A 16,554-nucleotide genomic window follows, 5' to 3' on the forward strand; every position below is an offset into this window, starting at 1 on the left:
TACTGACAACCATGTACACTGCCGCCATTATCCCATTTGACAGCCGTTGACCATGGTTTCGCCCCAAGCCTCTTCCAAATTGAGCGCGCCCATCGACCTGATGCGCGTGCGCCAGATGTTCAACGATCCGGCCCGGACCGCCCGCTCGGACTTCCTGCGCCGCGAGGTCGCCAGCCGCATGTTCGACCGGCTCGCGCTCGTGAAGACGGCGCCGCGCCACGTGCTCGACGCCGGCTGCGGCAGCGGCGCCGACATCGCCCAGCTGCAGAAGATGTATCCGGCGGCCCAGGTGCTCGGGCTGGATTCGGCGCCGGCCGCGCTGGCCGAGGCGGCGCGCGCCACCCAGGCGCCCCGTTCGCTGCTCAGCCGCCTGCTGCCGGCCAAGGCGGGCGTCGACCTCGTCTGCGGCGACTTCGGCCAGCTGCCGTTCGGGGCGAATTCGCTCGACCTGGTGTGGTCGAACCTGGCGCTGCACTGGCATCCGCAGCCGGACCGCGTGTTCGCCGAATGGCGCCGCGCACTGCGCGTGGAGGGCCTGCTGATGTTCTCCACTTTCGGGCCGGACACCTTCCGCGAGCTGCGCAGTGCGTTCGCTGCGATGGACGCGGCGCCGCACACGCTGCCCTTCGTCGACATGCACGACTTCGGCGACCAGCTGGTGGAAGTCGGCTTCACCACGCCCGTCATGGACATGGAACAGATCACCGTCACCTACGACACGGCGGAAGCGCTGCTGGCCGACGTGCGCGCCTTCGGCGGCAATCCGCTCGACACGCGCGGCCGCGGCCTCGCCGGACGGGCGGCCTGGCGGCGCATGCTGGACGCGCTGGAAGCGCAGCGGCGCCCCGACGGCAAGCTCGGCTTGACCTTCGAGGTGATCTACGGCCACGCATTCCGGCCCGCGCCCAAGACGACGGCGGCGGGAGAATCCATCGTGCGCTTCCAGCCGCGTACCCCGCCAAAAGAGCGATGATGCGGCGGAGATTTTCCTTGAATAAAAATTAGCCATTTCAGTATAATCAATGACACTTTTTTCGCGCGGAGCCGTAAAAAAGCACAAAAAATAGGCAGCTCCAGCAGCTTGCAGTCAACCTGTTGCAGCAACATCAAGTCAGCAAAAAAGCCGCCGCCATCGCATGGTGCCCCACGAGGACCGGAGGGCGGAGGAGATAAGGATTTCGGAGCGGCAGCAGTTCGTTCATGGAATTGCCGACCGTTTAAGAAAATTCACTTTTTTTGGGTGGTTGGGGACAACATGACTTATGCAAAGCGATTGAAAGCGTCGGTGGCAGTGCTCGCGTCGTCGGTCGCGGTGCCTGTGCTGGCGGCGGATCCCGTCGTCACCGGGCGGCCGCTGGAGCACCAGTTGAACATGCAGGCGCCCGTCACGGGCATCGGGGCCTATATCTACAGCCTGCACAACTGGATGATGATCGTCTGCCTGGTCATCTTCATCGGCGTGTTCGGCGTCATGTTCTATTCGGTGTTCAAGCACCGCAAATCCCTGGGCCACAAGCCCGCCACCTTCCATGAATCCACCGCCGTCGAAATCGCCTGGACGGTCGTTCCGTTCCTGATCGTGATCGGCATGGCGCTGCCCGCCACCCACGCCGTGGTGGCGATGAAGGACACGTCGAATCCCGACCTCACCATCAAGGTCACGGGCATGCAGTGGAAATGGGGCTACGACTACCTGAAGGGGGAGGGCGAGGGCATTTCCTTCCTGTCGAACCTGGCCACCCCGCGCACGCAGGTCGGCGAGCCGGGCATCGCGCCGACCGCCGCCCGCACCGAGAACTACCTGCTGGAAGTCGACAATCCGGTGGTCGTCCCCGTCAACAAGAAGGTGCGCCTGGTGCTGACGGCCAACGACGTGATCCACTCCTGGACGATTCCCGCCTTCGCCGTCAAGCAGGATGCGATCCCCGGCTTCGTGCGCGACACCTGGTTCCGCGCCGAGCAGATCGGCACCTACCGCGGCAACTGCGTCGAGCTGTGCGGCAAGGAGCACGCCTTCATGCCGATCGTCGTGAAGGTCGTCTCCGCCGAGGATTACTCGGCCTGGGTCGCCGGCGAGAAGAAGAAGATGGCGGCGCTGGCCGACGACCCGAACAAGGTCTGGACCATCGACGAACTCAAGACCAAGGGCGAGAAGGTCTATGCGACCAATTGCGTGGCCTGCCACCAGGCCAGCGGCCAGGGCGTGCCGAACGCGTTCGCCTCGCTGGTCGGCTCGCCCGTCGTGACGGGACCGAAGGCAGAGCAGATCGCCGTCCTCCTGCACGGCAAGCACAGCGGCAAGTACCCGAGCGCGATGCCGCCGTGGCCGCAGCTGTCGGATACCGACATCGCCTCGGTGATCACCTACACGCGCAACAACTGGACGAACAAGGCCGAGGAGAATATCGTACAACCGGCCGACGTCCTCGCCGCGCGCGGAAAATGACAGCGCCTGCAAGATAGAACGTCGTCCCTGCGCAGGCAGGGACCCAAGTTTTACGGATTCACGGAGACCGGGCCGCCAGCCGCATCGGCGACCCACGAAGCAGTCCAGCTCGAACAGGAAACCGCCATGACTTCCAGCACCATCGACCAGGCTCACGAACACGGCCACGCCCACGACGACCATGCCCACGACCACCCGCACGGGTGGCGCCGCTGGCTGTTCGCCACCAATCACAAGGACATCGGCACCCTGTACCTGTGGTTCGCCTTCACCATGCTGCTGTCGGGCGGCGTGCTGGCGCTGATGATCCGCACCGAGTTGTTCCAGCCCGGCCTGCAGTTCTTCCGTCCCGAATTCTTCAACCAGCTGACCACGATGCACGGCGTCGTGATGGTGTTCGGCGCGATCATGCCGGCCTTCGTCGGCTTCGCCAACTGGATGATCCCGCTGCAGATCGGCGCCTCCGACATGGCGTTCGCGCGCATGAACAACTTCTCGTTCTGGCTGCTGCCGCCGGCCGCGATCCTGCTGGCCGGCTCCTTCTTCGTGCCGGGCGGCGCCACCGCGGCCGGCTGGACGCTGTACGCGCCGCTGTCCACGCAGATGGGGCCGGGCATGGACATGGCCATCTTCGCGCTGCACATCATGGGCGCCTCGTCGATCATGGGCTCGATCAACATCATCGTCACCATCCTGAACATGCGCGCGCCGGGCCTGACGCTCATGAAGATGCCGATGTTCTGCTGGACCTGGCTGATCACGGCCTATCTGCTGATCGCCGTGATGCCCGTGCTGGCCGGCGCCATCACGATGACCCTCACCGACCGCCACTTCGGCACCTCGTTCTTCAACGCGGCCGGCGGCGGCGACCCCGTCATGTACCAGCACATCTTCTGGTTCTTCGGCCACCCCGAGGTCTACATCATGATCCTGCCGGCCTTCGGCATCATCTCGCAGATCATCCCGGCCTTCGCCCGCAAACCCCTGTTCGGCTATGCCTCGATGGTGTACGCGACCGCGTCGATCGCGATCCTGTCCTTCATCGTCTGGGCCCACCACATGTTCACCACCGGCATGCCCGTGACGAGCCAGCTGTTCTTCATGTACGCGACGATGCTGATCGCCGTGCCCACCGGCGTGAAGGTGTTCAACTGGGTCGCGACGATGTGGAAGGGTTCGATGACCTTCGAGACCCCGATGCTGTTCGCCGTCGGCTTCATCTTCGTGTTCACGATGGGCGGCTTCACGGGCCTGATCCTGGCCGTGACCCCGATCGACATCCAGGTGCAGGACACCTATTACGTCGTTGCCCACTTCCACTACGTGCTGGTGGCCGGCTCGCTGTTCGCGCTGTTCGCCGGCTTCTACTACTGGGGACCGAAGTGGACGGGCCATATGTACCCGGAACTGCGCGGCAAGATCCACTTCTGGCTGTCGCTGATCACCTTCAACGTCACCTTCTTCCCGATGCACTTCCTGGGCCTGGCCGGCATGCCGCGCCGCTACGCCGACTATGCCGTGCAGTTCACCGACTTCAACATGATCGTGTCGATCGGCGCCTTCGGCTTCGGCCTGTCCCAGGTGTACTTCCTGTTCTTCGTCGTGCTGCCCACGATCCGCGGCGGTGTCCAGGCCGAGGCCAAGCCGTGGGAAGGGGCGGAAGGGCTGGAGTGGACCGTGCCGAGCCCGGCGCCGTTCCACACCTTCGAGAACCCGCCGCTGGTGAAGTAAACCGATGAGTGAGCACATGAGCGAGGACGCCATGGCACGACAAAAGCCGAACAACCTGCGCACGGCCCTGTGGGTCGGCGCGCTGGCGCTGTTCTTCTTCGTGGCGCTGTTCGTCAAGCGCCTCTGGATGAGCTGACATGCAGGCGAACGCGCACCAGGTCGAACAGAGCGGCCGCCTGCGGCTGAACCGCGTCACGCTGGTCAAGCTGGTGGTGGTCGCGTGCGTGATGTTCGGCTTCGGCTATGCGCTGGTGCCCGTCTACCGCCAGGTCTGCGAAGTCCTGGGCATCAACGTGCTGACGCAGAAGGACGGCACGGTGGAGCGCCCAGCCAATACGCAGGTCGACCTGGCAAGGACCGTCACCATCGAACTGGACGGCAATGCGCAGGGGCCGTGGCGCTTCCGCCCGACCCAGCGCAGCATCGACGTGCATCCGGGCGAGATGGCGACCGTGGTCTACGAGGTCGTGAACACGCAGGCGAGGACGGTGAAGGCGCAGGCGATTCCCAGCTACGCGCCGCAATCGGCCACGCCGCATTTCAAGAAGGTGGAATGCTTCTGCTTCCAGGAGCAGGTACTGAAACCGAACGAGGCGCGCCAGATGCCCGTCGTGTTCTTCATCGACCCGGCGCTGCCGCGCGAGGTGAAGAACATCACGCTGTCGTACACTTTCTTCGAGATCGGCGGCGCGGTCGCCGCGAAGGGGGGATGATGGAACCGCACGAACGACCCCAGGATCGCCCGGCCTCGTTCGGCGCCACGATGAAGGCCGTGTTCTGGTCCTTCTTCGGGATCCGCAAGGGCAAGGACTACGAGCGCGATGCCGCCAGCCTGAACCCGCTGTACGTCATCGCGGGCGCGTTGCTCGGCGTCGCGATCTTCATTGGCGTGCTGCTGTTGCTGGTGCGGTTCGCCGTCACGCATGGTTGAACGAAGAGAGGAGATAAAGAGAATGGGTACGCCACATACCGCGCCGTATTACTTCATCCCCGGGCCGTCGCGCTGGCCGCTGGCCGCCGGCGCCTCGATGCTGGTCACGATGGCCGGGGCCTCCGGCTGGGTCAACGGCGCAGCCTGGGGCATGGGCGTGTGCCTGGCCGGCATCGTCGCGATGCTGGTCGTGCTGTACGGCTGGTTCGGCGACGCCATCCGCGAATCGGAATCGGGCGTGTACGGCCCGCGCATCGACGCGTCCTACCGCTGGTCGATGAGCTGGTTCATCTTCTCGGAAGTGATGTTCTTCGGCGCCTTCTTCGGCGCGCTGTTCTATGCCCGCGCAATCTCCATGCCCTGGCTGGCGGACCTCGACCACAAGGTGATCTGGCCCGACTTCGCCGGCCACTGGGGCAATACGGGGCCGGCCGGCACCGTCGAGCAGTTCAACACGATGGGACCGTTCCCGATCCCGACCATCAACACGGCGCTGCTCCTGACCTCGGGCGTGACGCTGACCATCGCCCACCACGCGCTGCGCGCCGGCCACCGCTCGAAGACGGCGTTCTGGCTGTTCCTGACGATCCTGCTGGGCGCCGTCTTCATGGGCTTCCAGGCCTACGAATACCACCACGCGTATTCGGAACTGAACCTCAAGCTGACCTCGGGCATCTACGGCTCGACCTTCTTCATGCTGACGGGCTTCCACGGCTTCCACGTGACGATGGGGGCGATCATGCTGTCGGTGGTGCTGTACCGGGTGCTCAAAGGGCACTTCACGCCGGAACACCATTTCGCCTTCGAAGGGGCCGCGTGGTACTGGCACTTCGTGGACGTGGTGTGGCTGGGGTTGTACGTGGTGGTGTACTGGCTTTGACAAGCATCGCGGCTTCAAAACCGTCGTCCCTGCGAAGGGGTTGCTAGTGCAACCCCGTCGGCTGTATCCACCCCATCTTGTACGAAAACAGCACCAGCAGGAACAGCGTGATCGACAAGCCGACCCGCAGCGCCAGCGCCTGCACGGTGCGGTTGCTGCGCCCCTTGTCGCGCATCAGGAAGAACAAGGCCGACGCCAGGCTGCCGAGGATGAGGACGAAGGCGATGGCGACGACGATTTTCATGGCGGACCCTGGCAAAGGAAGCGTGAGGAAAATGCAACGATCAGGATCCCATTGTAATGCGATTGCGCTTCCGTTTTAGCATCGTTCCCTTCATCGCGACGGTCGCGCTGGTGGTCCTGGGCATCGTCCTCGGCAACTGGCAGGCCAGGCGCGCCGAGGAAAAGACGGCGCTGCAGGCGCACCTGCTGGAGCGCGGCAGCGCGCCGCCGCTGCGGCTGGGCCACGTGGCCATCGACCCCGCGGCCGTCGAATACCGCCGCGTCGTCGCCACCGGCCGCTTCGTGCGCGACTGGCCCGTCTACCTCGACAACCGGCCCCTGGGTGGCCATGAGGGCCGCAGCGGGTTCGTTTTGCTGATGCCGTTTAAAATAGCGGCTGCGGACAATACCTATGTGCTGGTGGCGCGCGGCTGGTTTCCCCGCGATCCGGGCGCGCACGACCGCATCCCGGCGCTGCCCGTGCCGGAAGGCGAGCAGACCATCGAAGGCATCGCCGTGCCGCGTCCGGCGCGCGTCATGCAGCTCGGGACGGCACCGCCGCTGGCCCCGCATGCCATCGTGCAGAACCTGGAAGTGGCCGACGTCGCCCGGGCGAGCGGCCTTGCCATGCTGCCCTTCCTGGTCGAGCAGACCGGGAATCCCGCGTATGCGCCGGACGGACTGGTACGCCAATGGCCCGCGCCCGCGCTGGACGTGGACCGCCACCGCGGCTACGCCTTCCAGTGGTATGCGCTGGCGGCGATGGCGTGCGTGTTTTTTGTGATGACAGGATTTCGACGTGGAAGACAAACTGCCGGCTGAGGCATCGATCATCGCACCGGAGCAGGGAAGCCCGACAGCAAAGCGGCGCGGCCGCCGCATGCTGTGGCTGGTGCTGCTCGTGTGCGCGTCGCCGCTGATCGCGTCCTATTTCACCTATTACGTGATCAAGCCCGAGCAGCGCAACAACTACGGCACCCTGGTCGACCAGCGCGCCCATCCGGTTCCGGCCAGCCTGGCCACGGCCACGCTCGACGGCCGTCCGCAGCCGCTCGCCGGCTTCAAGGGCAAGTGGGTGATGCTGATGGTGGCCCCGGCGGCCTGCGGCGACGCCTGCCGGAAGCAGCTGTTCGCCATGCGCCAGCTGCGCCTCATGCAGGGCAAGGAGATGGACCGCATCGAGCGCGTCTGGCTGATCACGGACCGCGAACCGCTGGACACGATCGTCATCCGCGAATACGACGGCACCCACATGCTGCGCGCCGATTCCGCGGCGGTGCGACAATGGCTGCCGGCGGCCCCCGGCACGACGGCCGGCGACCACATCTACATGATCGACCCGCTGGGCCACCTCATGATGCGCTTCCCGAAGGACCCGGAACCGCGCAAGGTGTACAAGGATATCTACAAACTGCTGAAGGCGTCGTCCATCGGCTGAACCCTGATTCATATGCAAGCATCGCATCTCGCACAACTGTTGATCCATGGCCTGCTCGTGGCCTGCATTCCCCTCTCGATGGTCTGGATGTCGGCCGACCCGTTCAAGTACCGCAAGCTGGTCTGGATCATCGCCTTCTTCACCTTCGACCTGATCGTGTTCGGCGGCTTCACCCGCCTGACCGACTCCGGCCTGGGCTGCCCGGACTGGCCGGGCTGCTACGGCCTGGCCAACCCGTTCCTGGCGCACGAACACATCGCCGCCGCCGAGGAACTGATGCCGACCGGCCCCGTCACCGTGGCCAAGGCCTGGATCGAGATGATCCACCGCTACCTGGCGATGGGTATCGGCGTGCTGATCATGGCCCTCATGATCACGTCCTGGGTCCAGTGGCGCCGCACCGGCCTGCGCGCCTTCCAGCCGCTGCTGCCGACCGTGCTGTTCCTGTGGGTGTGCGTGCAGGGCGCGTTCGGGGCCTGGACCGTGACCCTGAAGCTGCAGCCCGTGATCGTCACGCTGCACCTGCTGTTCGGCGTGACGCTGCTGGCCCTCGTCGTCTGGCTGGGCGGGCGCGAGGACAATCTGTTGAAGCCGCAGCCGCCGCTGGGCGACACGGCCGTGCTGCGGCGCCTGCGTCCGCTGGCCTGGCTCTCGGCCGCCGTCCTGCTGCTGCAGCTGGCGCTGGGCGGCTGGGTGAGCACCAACTACGCGACCCTCGCATGCAGCGATTTCCCCTTGTGTAACGGGCAAGTCTTCCCCGAGATGGACTTCGAACACGGCTTCACGCTGTGGCGCGAACTGGGCAAGACGGCGGCCGGCCACTACCTGCCGTTCTCGGCGCTGACGGCGATCCACTGGGTGCACCGCAATTTCGCCGCCGTCGTCGTGCTGGTGCTGGGCTATACGGCGTGGCGCGCCTGGCGCGTGCCGGGCCTGCACAAGACGGCGCGCAACCTGGTGCTGGTGCTGGCCGCCCAGGCCATCACGGGCATCGCCACCGTGTTCTTCAGCTTCCCGCTGGCGCTGGCGGTATTGCACAACGCGGGGGCGGCGGGCCTCGTCCTGCTGGTGACCATGTTAAACTACAAGGTACAGTACCAACTCGACCCGGTCCCGCAGGGCGCGCGACGCTCCCCGGTGCCCGCGAGCCATCCATGATTACCCACACCGCCACCCATAAACCGCCCAGCCGGATCGCGCAATACTGGGCGCTCACCAAGCCGCGCATCACCCAGCTGGCCGTCTTCTGCGCCGTCATCGGCATGTTCCTCGCCACCGACGGCTTCCCCGGCTGGCACGTGCTGTTCTGGGGCACCCTCGGCATCTGGCTGCTGGCCGGCGCCGCCTTTGCCGTCAACTGCCTGATCGAGGCCGAGGTCGACGCGCGCATGGCCCGCACCGCGCGCCGCGCCACCGCCATGGGCGAGCTGTCCACCACGCAGACCCTCATCTTTTCCAGCGTCATCGGCGGCGCCGGCATGGGCGTGCTGTACACGATGGTCAATCCGCTGACGATGTGGCTGACCTTCGTCACCTTCGTCGGCTACGCGCTGATCTACACCGTCCTGCTCAAGCCGAACACGCCGCAGAACATCGTCATCGGCGGCCTGTCCGGCGCGATGCCGCCGGCGCTGGGCTGGGCCGCCGTCGCGGGCACGGTGCCGATGGAAGCCTGGCTGCTCGTGCTGATCATCTTCGTCTGGACCCCGCCGCACTTCTGGGCGCTGGCCATGTACCGGCGCGACGACTACGTCCGTTCCGGCCTGCCGATGCTGCCCGTGACGCACGGGATGAAGTACACTGGCCTGCAGGTCTGGCTGTACTCGATCGCGCTGGCCGCCTGCACGCTGTTTCCCTACGCCGTGGGCATGAGCGGCGTCGTCTACCTGGCCGCCGCCGTCGTGTTGAACGCCGTGTTCCTGCGCCACGGCTGGCTGATCCACAAGCACTACAGCGACCAGGTCGCCCGCAAGGCCTTCGCCTGGTCCATCGTCTACCTGGCGCTGCTGTTCGCGGCGCTGCTGGTCGACCACTACGTGAAGCAATACCTGAACTTCTGATCCCATGAAAAGACTGCTGCCCGCCCTCGTCGCCGCCATCGCATTCACCTGTTCGCTCGCCGCGTGCGACAAGCTGCCGGGCAAGCAGGCCAGCTTCCAGAACACCGACGTCACGGGCCTGGACTACGCCAAGGATTTCTCGCTGACCGACCACACGGGCAAGCCGCGCACGCTGGCCGACTACAAGGGCAAGGTCGTCGTCGTGTTCTTCGGCTATACGCAATGCCCTGACGTGTGCCCGACCACGATGGCCGAGATGGCCACCGTGATGCAGAAGCTGGGACCGCAGGCGGACCAGGTGCAGGTCGCGTTCATCACGCTGGACCCGGAGCGCGACACCCAGGAACTGCTGGCCTCCTATGCCCCTGCGTTCGACAAGCGCTTCGTCGGCCTGCGCGGCTCGCCCGAGCAGACCGCCCGCGTCGCCAAGGAATTCAAGGTGTTCTATTCGAAGGTGCCGGGCACCGAGCCGGGCAGCTACACCATCGATCACACGGCCGGCAGCTACGTCTTCGACCGCGAGGGCAGGCTGCGCCTGTTCATCCGCCACGGCCAGGGCGCCGACGCCATCGTCCACGACATCCGCCAGCTGTTATCCTGATGCCTCGATAACACGACGGCGGAGGCGGCATGGAGCGGCGACTCGGTAAAAACTATACCCGCTACGCCGCCGTCATCCTGCTGGGACTTGGCTGCCTGTACGTGCTGCGGCCGTTCCTGGCCGCGATCCTGTTCGCCGCCGCCGTCGTCATCTCCTCCTGGCCCCTGTACCAGCGCCTGCTGGGGCACATGCGCGGCCACCGCACCGTCGCGGCGCTGACCATGACGCTGTCGCTGACGCTGCTCGTCATCATCCCGCTGGCCCTCGTCGCCTGGAACCTGGCCGACAACATCGGCCATGCCTTCGACCAGCTCAGGTACGCGCTGTCGCACGGCGAATTGCTGCCGCCGGCCTGGGTCCGCGACATTCCCCTCGTCGGCGAGCAGATCGACCTCTACCTGCGCCAGCTCGTCGCCAGCCGCGAGCAGATGCTGGAACTGGCGCAGCGCATGGTCGAACCGGCGCGCCGCTGGCTGCTGGCGGGCGGCATCATGCTCGGCACCGGCGTCGTGCAGATGAGCCTTGCGGCCTTCGTCAGCTTCTTCTTCTACCGCGACGGCGAGACCCTGATGACGGTCATCGGCGCGGCCATGCGGCGCGTCATGAACGAGGAAGCGGAATCGGTGACGGACATCGTCAGCCAGACCGTGCGCGGCGTGATGTACGGCCTGCTCGGCACGGCGCTGGCCCAGGCGCTGGTGGCGGCCCTCGGCTTCGCCCTGGCGGGCGTGCCGGCCGTGCTGCTGCTGTCGGTGCTGGTGTTCGTGTCGTCCCTGATCCCCGTCGGACCGCCCGTGATCTGGGGCGGCGCGTCCGTCTGGCTGTTCTCCCAGGGCGACACGGGCTGGGGCATCTTCATGCTGGTGTGGGGCTTCTTCGCCATCAGCGGCGTCGACAACATCGTGCGCCCCGTCCTGATCAGCCGCGGCTCCAGCCTGCCGTTTTTGCTGACGCTGCTCGGCGTGCTGGGCGGCGTGATCGCCTTCGGCTTCGTCGGCCTGTTCATCGGGCCGACGCTGCTGGCGGTGGGGTATTCGCTGCTGAGCGGATGGACCCATACCAAGGATCCGATCGTCAAGCAGAAGGGCGGGGGAATCTAAACCAACGTCGCCCCTGCGAAGGCAGGGGCCCAATTTCGCAAGCGTTACCTGTACGCGTGCCGAACTTGGGTCCCTGCCTGCGCAGGGACGACGTGCTGTTGAGCGAACTCTCTTTAGCCGTGCGGCTGCAGCACCGCCCCGATATTGCCCAGGATGCCCAGCTGGGCGAACAGGATCGTGGCGGCCGTGTAGCAGTGGAAGAATTCCACCTTGCCGTCCTTCAGCTTGAACACGTCGCAGCAGGGTGCCTGGATGCGCTGGTTGGTCGGGGCGATCGTCCCGGCCGGGATCACCAGCGGGCCTTTGTGCGTGCCGTTCAGCGACAGCTCGACGATGATGGTGTCGTCCGTCACGTAGAAGTTGCCCAGCTCGCGGTGCATGTCCGGGAAGGCGGTCGCATAGATGTCGACCGTCTTACCGATGTCCTGGCCATAGTATTTCGCGCCGGCGGAGACGTCGTAAAAATAGCCGTCGTCGGCGAACAGCTTCACGAAGGCGGCGCTGTCCTGCACTTCGGCGACTTCGTACAGATGGCGGATGATGCGTTCGTTGTCGGTCATGGTTGCGCTCCTCCTTGCTTAGACCTGGGCCATGCCGCCGTCGACGAACAGCTCGGCGCCGTTGATGAAGCTGGCGTCGTCGGACGCCAGGAACAGCACGGCCTTGGCGATTTCTTCCGGCTGCGCCACGCGGCCCAGCGGCACCTGGCTGGCCAGGTAGTCGAGCAGGCCCTGTTGGGCGGCCTTGTCGTCGCCGGCCAGGTCGACCAGGCCCGGCGTGTGCACGGGGCCGGGGCTGACGACGTTGACGCGGATCTTGCGCTCCTTCAGGTCGAGGATCCAGCTGCGCGCCAGGTTGCGCACGGCGGCCTTGCTGGCGCTGTAGACGCTGAACGCGGCCGTGCCCATGATGCCCACCGTCGAACCGGTCAGCACGACGGCGGCGCCGTCGGACAGCAGCGGCAGCGCCTTCTGCACGGTGAACAGCAGACCCTTGACGTTGCGGTCGAAGGTATCGGTGAACTGTTCCTCGGTGATCTGGCCGAGGGGCTGCATGCCGCCGCCGCCCGCGTTCACGTACAGCGCATCGATGCGGCCGGCGCGCTCGCGGATGGTGTCGACCAGGCGGTCCAGGTCGGCGTTGCTGGCCGAGTCGGCGCGCAAGCCGACGGCGCCATGGCCGATGGCCGCGACCGCCGCGTCCAGCTCCGCCTGGCGGCGGCCGGTGATGAAGACCCGTGCGCCTTCCTGCGCGAACAGCTTGGCGGTGGCCAGGCCGATGCCCGACGAGCCGCCGGTCACGAGTGCGATTTTTCCTTCGAATTTCTTCATGGTGTCCTCCGTCGTTTGATCGATGGAGGAAGTCTAGTCCTTCCACATGGGTGTTGAAATCCGCATTTTGTAGAATGACTATCCACGCTTGTGGACAGTAATGGCACCCAGATTCCAACTGGTCCGGCCAGGGAGCGCGCGTAAAAAGTCCCCTGCCAGGGGATAGGGACGGTTCAGGTCCTGGCGTAGGCACGCGCGGCCGGCACGGCAAGCGTGACGGCGGTGCCGCCGCCCGGCCGGCTGTCCAGCGCCAGCCGCGCGCCGATGCGCCCGGCCCGTTCGCGCATGCCGATCAGGCCCCAGTGGCCGCTGCGGTAGCCAGCGCGGGCCACCTCGGCATCGAGGCCGCCGCCGTCGTCGCGCACGCGGGCATCCAAGCCGCGCCGGCCGTAGTCGAGCACGACCTCGATGCGGCGCGCCCCCGCATGGGCGAAGGCGTTGCGCAGCGCCTCGCACACGATGTGCGCCGCCTCGTCGGCCACCGCGTCGTGCAGCCGCCGCGCGCGTCCCTCGACGCGCAAGGCGAAGGCGACGCCCGGATGGATGCCGCGCAGCGCGCCGGCGCAATCCTCGATCGCGTCTTCCAGTCGGGGCGCTCCGCCGCGCAGTTCGCGCACCTGGTCGCGGCCCGCGTCGATCGCGCCGGCGGCGTCGCCCAGCGCCCGGCGCAGCTCGTCGCGCGCGCGGTCGCCGGCCGGCAGCGACGCGGCCAGGCCGTCGAGCCTGAGCATCAGCACCTGCACCGCCTGCAGGATGGTGTCGTGCAGCGTGCGGGCGATGCGTTCGCGCTCGTCGTTGCGTACCTGCAGGCGTTCCGTCAGGCGCCGCGTCAGCTGGCGCACGCGGTAGCGATGCAGCGCATACGCCAGCGCCGCCAGCAGGAAGGCGCAGGCGATCCTGAAGGGCAGGCTTTGCGCCAGCGTCGGTTCCACGGTCAGGCGCAAGGTCGCGTCCTGCGCGCTGGCGACGCCGTCCTCGTTCACGGCGCGCACGCGGAACACGTAGTCGCCCGGCGCCACGTTCGTATAGGCCGTCATGCGCCGCGTGCCGGCGTCCTGCCAGCGGGCGTCGACGCCGTCCAGGCGGTACTGGAAATGCAGGCGTTCCGGCGCGCGCAGCGCCGGCGCCGTGTAGCGGATGCGGAAGGCGTTCGATCCCGGCGGCAGGCGCAGGGGAGCGGCGGCGTCGAAGCGCTGCTGGTCGGTGGCAAGGTCGAGGATGAGTGGCTGCGGCGCCACCGTGTTGCGGCGCAGCCTTGCCGTATCGACGGTGATGACGCCGCCGCTGGCCACGAACCACAGGTGGCGGCCGTCGCCGGTGAAGGCCGTGCCCAGGCGGGTGCCGAGCATCGACTGGCCCGGATAGCCGTCCAGCGCATCGAACAGTTCGTAGCGCAGGGGCGTGTCCGGATCGGCCATCGTCCGGCGCCAGTCGGCCGCCCGCACGCGCACGAGGCCTGCCGCGCCGTTGAGCCAGCGGTCGCCGTCGGCATCGACGGCAAGGCCGGACACGTTGCGCAGCACGCCCGGGTCGTGCGCGCGCAGCAGGCGCAGCCTGCCGTCCTTCAGCACGGCGAGGCCCTGGTCGCCGCCGGCGACGAGCTGCTCGCCGGGGAAGATGCCGGAGCCCATGCCGAGCATGGACATGTCGTAGCTGGTCAACCGGTCGTCCTGGTAGCGCACCAGCTTGCCCTCGGACGTCGCCAGCCACAGGCGCCCGCCGCCTTCGCGCACGGCCAGGTAGATTTCCCTGGGCAGCGTGAAGGCGCTGCGCGGCAGCCAGGCCTTGCCGTTCCAGCCGACCAGGCCGATCTCGGGCGACATCACCCAGAGTATCCTGCCGTCGTCGAGGATGCCGATGGAGTGGATGTCGACGGGTTTGCCGTCGCGTCCCGGCGGCAGCGCGATCTCCTCGATGCCGGCACGCGAGCGGCGCTGGATGCTGCGCTTGCCTGCCAGCAGCAGGGCGCCGTCGGGAGCGCGCGCGATGACGTTGGCCCATACGCCGGCCTGCGCTTCGGGCGGACGGCCAGGCACCAGGCGCCACAGCGTTCCCGTGCCTTTTTCGGCAGCCCAGACCTGGCCCGTATCGTCGGCCGCGAGGGTATAGCGGTCGCCGGAACCGGCGAGCCCCGTGGCCAGCACGCGCTTTTCGCGGAAGCGGTCGAGGCCAGCCTCGGTCGCGATCCAGATGTCGCCTTCGCGGTCGCGCATCGCGAGGATCGCCTCGCTGCCGGACAGGGGAAAGGCCGGTGCCAGGCGCGCGGCGGCATCGCGCCGCGGCACGATCTCCGCGCGGCCGGCGGTCGGCGGCACGAGGCACAGGCGCTCGGGGCATTGCAGCGACCAGAAGGTCCCGCCGGCGTCGAAGACGCCCGCCGAATAGGACACGGCGTCAGTGCGCGCCATGGCGGCCGGTGCCGCCAGGCGCTCGATGGGCCCGCCCCGGTCGGCCGTCAGCCAGACGCCGCCATCGGGTGCCAGCGTGACCGAGCCGCCCCGTTCGGACACCTTGTCGAAGCGCCCGCGCGCGCGGTCCAGGTGCCACGCCCCGTAGGCGTTCGCTGCCCAGATGCCGCCGGCGCCGTCACGCAGCATGCTGCTGAGTTCAGTCGTGCGCCATTCGGCGCTGTCGAGCACATGGGTCCAGCGCCCGTGCGCGAGATGGTGGATGCCCGCCGCACTGCCGGTCCACAGGCTGCCGTCGGGATCGACCGTCATGCTGACGATTCCCCGTTCGGGGCTGCCCGGACCGTGCGCGAGGTCTTCCAGGCGCCCGTCCGGATGCAGCACCGCCATGCCGCGGCCCAGGTACATGATGTAGACGTCGCGGCCGTGGACGCCGATGTTGAAGATGCGCTTCGGTCCCGCAACGCCCGGCAGCGGGCGGCGTTCGAAGCGCTGGCCGTCGAAGCGGTACAGGCCGTCGATGGTGTTCAGCCACAGCCAGCCGTCGCTCGTCTGGGCCATCGCGTTTGCCTGGGGCGGGCCACCGTTTTCCTGTGTCCAGCGGGTGTGCTGGTAGTGCGAGAGGTCGGGGCCGGCCGCCGCGGTGTGCATCGCCGCGGCTGCCAGCAGGCCGCCCAGCGCGCGCAGTGCCTGGCGGAGGAGGGAAAGGGAAGATGTCATGGGGCGAGGCCTGGGCGTGCTCAGAAGTCGAGGAAGCCGCGCTGCGCCGCCAGCGTCACCGCATGTGTGCGGTCGCTGGCGCCGAGCTTGACCAGGATGGTGCTCATGTGGGTCTTGACCGTGGCTTCGCCGATGCCCAGCAGCTGGGCGATCTCGCGGTTCGAGCGGCCACGCGCGGCCAGGCGCAGCACGTCCAGCTCGCGCGCCGACAGCGCGTCGCCCGCGTAATGACGGGCCACCTCCTGGCGCAGCGCCTGCGGCAGCAGGTAGCGGCCTTCGTGCACGTCGCGCACGGTGCGCGCCAGCTCGTCGCCGCCGGCATTCTTGCCGAGGTAGGCGCGGGCCCCGGCCTTGAGCGCCATCGCGATGCGGGCGTCGCCCCGGTAGGTGGTCAGCACGACCAGGCGCGCGCCGGGATCGCGGGAACGGATCGTGCGGATCGTCTCGATGCCGTCCGTGACCGGCATTTGAAGGTCGACCAGGCCAACGTCGGGGCGCGTGCGCTCCCATGCCTCGATGGCCGCTTCGCCGTCATGGGCGCGCGCCACGATCTCGAAGCCGCCCTGGCGTTCCAGGGCGGTCGCGATCCCGTCGAGCATGAGGGGGTGGTCGTCGGCGACCAGGACGCGGATCGGCGCGCCGGAAGAGGGAAGGACGTTCGGGTGATGCAAAACTGCTCCGTCGGA

General features: G+C 67.3%; 17 protein-coding genes. 12 read left to right on the plus strand and 5 right to left on the minus strand.

Features of this window, described 5'->3' with window-relative positions:
• Positions 1-52 precede the first annotated feature (52 nt).
• The 6 genes from QPK32_RS09240 (at position 53) to QPK32_RS09265 (ending at position 5,988) form a co-directional block, all read left to right on the plus strand.
• A complete protein-coding gene (locus QPK32_RS09240) occupies positions 53-973 on the plus strand; it encodes a methyltransferase domain-containing protein (protein ID WP_290412514.1) in 921 nt (306 codons plus the stop codon).
• 282 nt (positions 974-1,255) lie between these two features.
• Positions 1,256-2,446 carry a cytochrome c oxidase subunit II gene (gene coxB / locus QPK32_RS09245; protein ID WP_290412515.1) on the plus strand — a complete coding sequence of 397 codons (1,191 nt, stop codon included), beginning with the start codon at positions 1,256-1,258 and terminating at the stop codon, positions 2,444-2,446.
• Between the two features lie 126 nt (positions 2,447-2,572).
• Positions 2,573-4,177, plus strand: coding sequence for a cytochrome c oxidase subunit I (ctaD, locus tag QPK32_RS09250; protein ID WP_290412516.1), 1,605 nt, complete (start codon positions 2,573-2,575; stop codon positions 4,175-4,177).
• A 137-nt stretch (positions 4,178-4,314) separates the two neighbouring features.
• Positions 4,315-4,890 carry a cytochrome c oxidase assembly protein gene (locus tag QPK32_RS09255; RefSeq protein ID WP_290412517.1) on the plus strand — a complete coding sequence of 192 codons (576 nt, stop codon included), beginning with the start codon at positions 4,315-4,317 and terminating at the stop codon, positions 4,888-4,890.
• Positions 4,887-5,108, plus strand: a complete 222-nt coding sequence (locus tag QPK32_RS09260) for a DUF2970 domain-containing protein (RefSeq protein ID WP_374046718.1) — start codon at positions 4,887-4,889, stop codon at positions 5,106-5,108. Before QPK32_RS09255 ends, QPK32_RS09260 begins: the two co-directional genes overlap by 4 nt.
• A 22-nt stretch (positions 5,109-5,130) precedes the next feature.
• Positions 5,131-5,988, plus strand: a complete 858-nt coding sequence (locus tag QPK32_RS09265) for a cytochrome c oxidase subunit 3 (protein WP_290412518.1) — start codon at positions 5,131-5,133, stop codon at positions 5,986-5,988.
• A 43-nt stretch (positions 5,989-6,031) separates the two neighbouring features.
• On the opposite strand, the gene QPK32_RS09270 is transcribed toward QPK32_RS09265, so the two are convergent.
• Positions 6,032-6,232, minus strand: a complete 201-nt coding sequence (locus QPK32_RS09270) for a twin transmembrane helix small protein (protein WP_290412519.1) — start codon at positions 6,230-6,232, stop codon at positions 6,032-6,034.
• Between the two features lie 56 nt (positions 6,233-6,288).
• Here QPK32_RS09270 and QPK32_RS09275 point away from each other — a divergent pair, with 56 nt between their 5' ends.
• Genes QPK32_RS09275 through QPK32_RS09300 form a run of 6 tightly spaced genes read left to right on the plus strand, consistent with a single transcriptional unit; the run spans position 6,289 to position 11,409 of the window.
• A complete protein-coding gene (locus QPK32_RS09275) occupies positions 6,289-7,032 on the plus strand; it encodes an SURF1 family protein (protein ID WP_290412520.1) in 744 nt (247 codons plus the stop codon).
• 58 nt (positions 7,033-7,090) lie between these two features.
• Positions 7,091-7,648, plus strand: coding sequence for a cytochrome C oxidase subunit I (locus QPK32_RS09280; RefSeq protein WP_290412714.1), 558 nt, complete (start codon positions 7,091-7,093; stop codon positions 7,646-7,648).
• Positions 7,649-7,660: 12 nt separating this feature from the next.
• Positions 7,661-8,806: a heme A synthase gene (locus QPK32_RS09285; protein ID WP_290412521.1), complete on the plus strand. Its 1,146-nt coding sequence runs from the start codon at positions 7,661-7,663 to the stop codon at positions 8,804-8,806.
• On the plus strand, positions 8,803-9,708 hold the full coding sequence (cyoE, locus tag QPK32_RS09290) for a heme o synthase (RefSeq protein ID WP_290412522.1): 906 nt from the start codon (positions 8,803-8,805) through the stop codon (positions 9,706-9,708). Before QPK32_RS09285 ends, cyoE begins: the two co-directional genes overlap by 4 nt.
• A 4-nt stretch (positions 9,709-9,712) precedes the next feature.
• On the plus strand, positions 9,713-10,309 hold the full coding sequence (locus tag QPK32_RS09295) for an SCO family protein (RefSeq protein ID WP_290412523.1): 597 nt from the start codon (positions 9,713-9,715) through the stop codon (positions 10,307-10,309).
• Positions 10,310-10,338: 29 nt separating this feature from the next.
• Complete coding sequence (locus QPK32_RS09300) at positions 10,339-11,409, plus strand: AI-2E family transporter (protein WP_290412524.1); 1,071 nt, start codon at positions 10,339-10,341, stop codon at positions 11,407-11,409.
• Between the two features lie 113 nt (positions 11,410-11,522).
• On the opposite strand, the gene QPK32_RS09305 is transcribed toward QPK32_RS09300, so the two are convergent.
• The 4 genes from QPK32_RS09305 to QPK32_RS09320 form a co-directional block, all read right to left on the minus strand.
• On the minus strand, positions 11,523-11,969 hold the full coding sequence (locus QPK32_RS09305; RefSeq protein WP_290412525.1) for a nuclear transport factor 2 family protein: 447 nt from the start codon (positions 11,967-11,969) through the stop codon (positions 11,523-11,525).
• A gap of 18 nt (positions 11,970-11,987) precedes the next feature.
• Entirely contained in the window at positions 11,988-12,740 is a 753-nt protein-coding gene (locus tag QPK32_RS09310) for an SDR family oxidoreductase (RefSeq protein WP_290412526.1), read from the minus strand.
• 173 nt (positions 12,741-12,913) lie between these two features.
• Entirely contained in the window at positions 12,914-15,868 is a 2,955-nt protein-coding gene (locus tag QPK32_RS09315) for a sensor histidine kinase (protein WP_290412527.1), read from the minus strand.
• 20 nt (positions 15,869-15,888) lie between these two features.
• Entirely contained in the window at positions 15,889-16,539 is a 651-nt protein-coding gene (locus QPK32_RS09320) for a response regulator transcription factor (RefSeq protein ID WP_290412528.1), read from the minus strand.
• Positions 16,540-16,554 lie beyond the last annotated feature (15 nt).

The organism is Massilia sp. YIM B02763, assembly GCF_030412015.1.
In the GTDB taxonomy this organism is placed as follows: Bacteria; Pseudomonadota; Gammaproteobacteria; order Burkholderiales; family Burkholderiaceae_D; genus Telluria.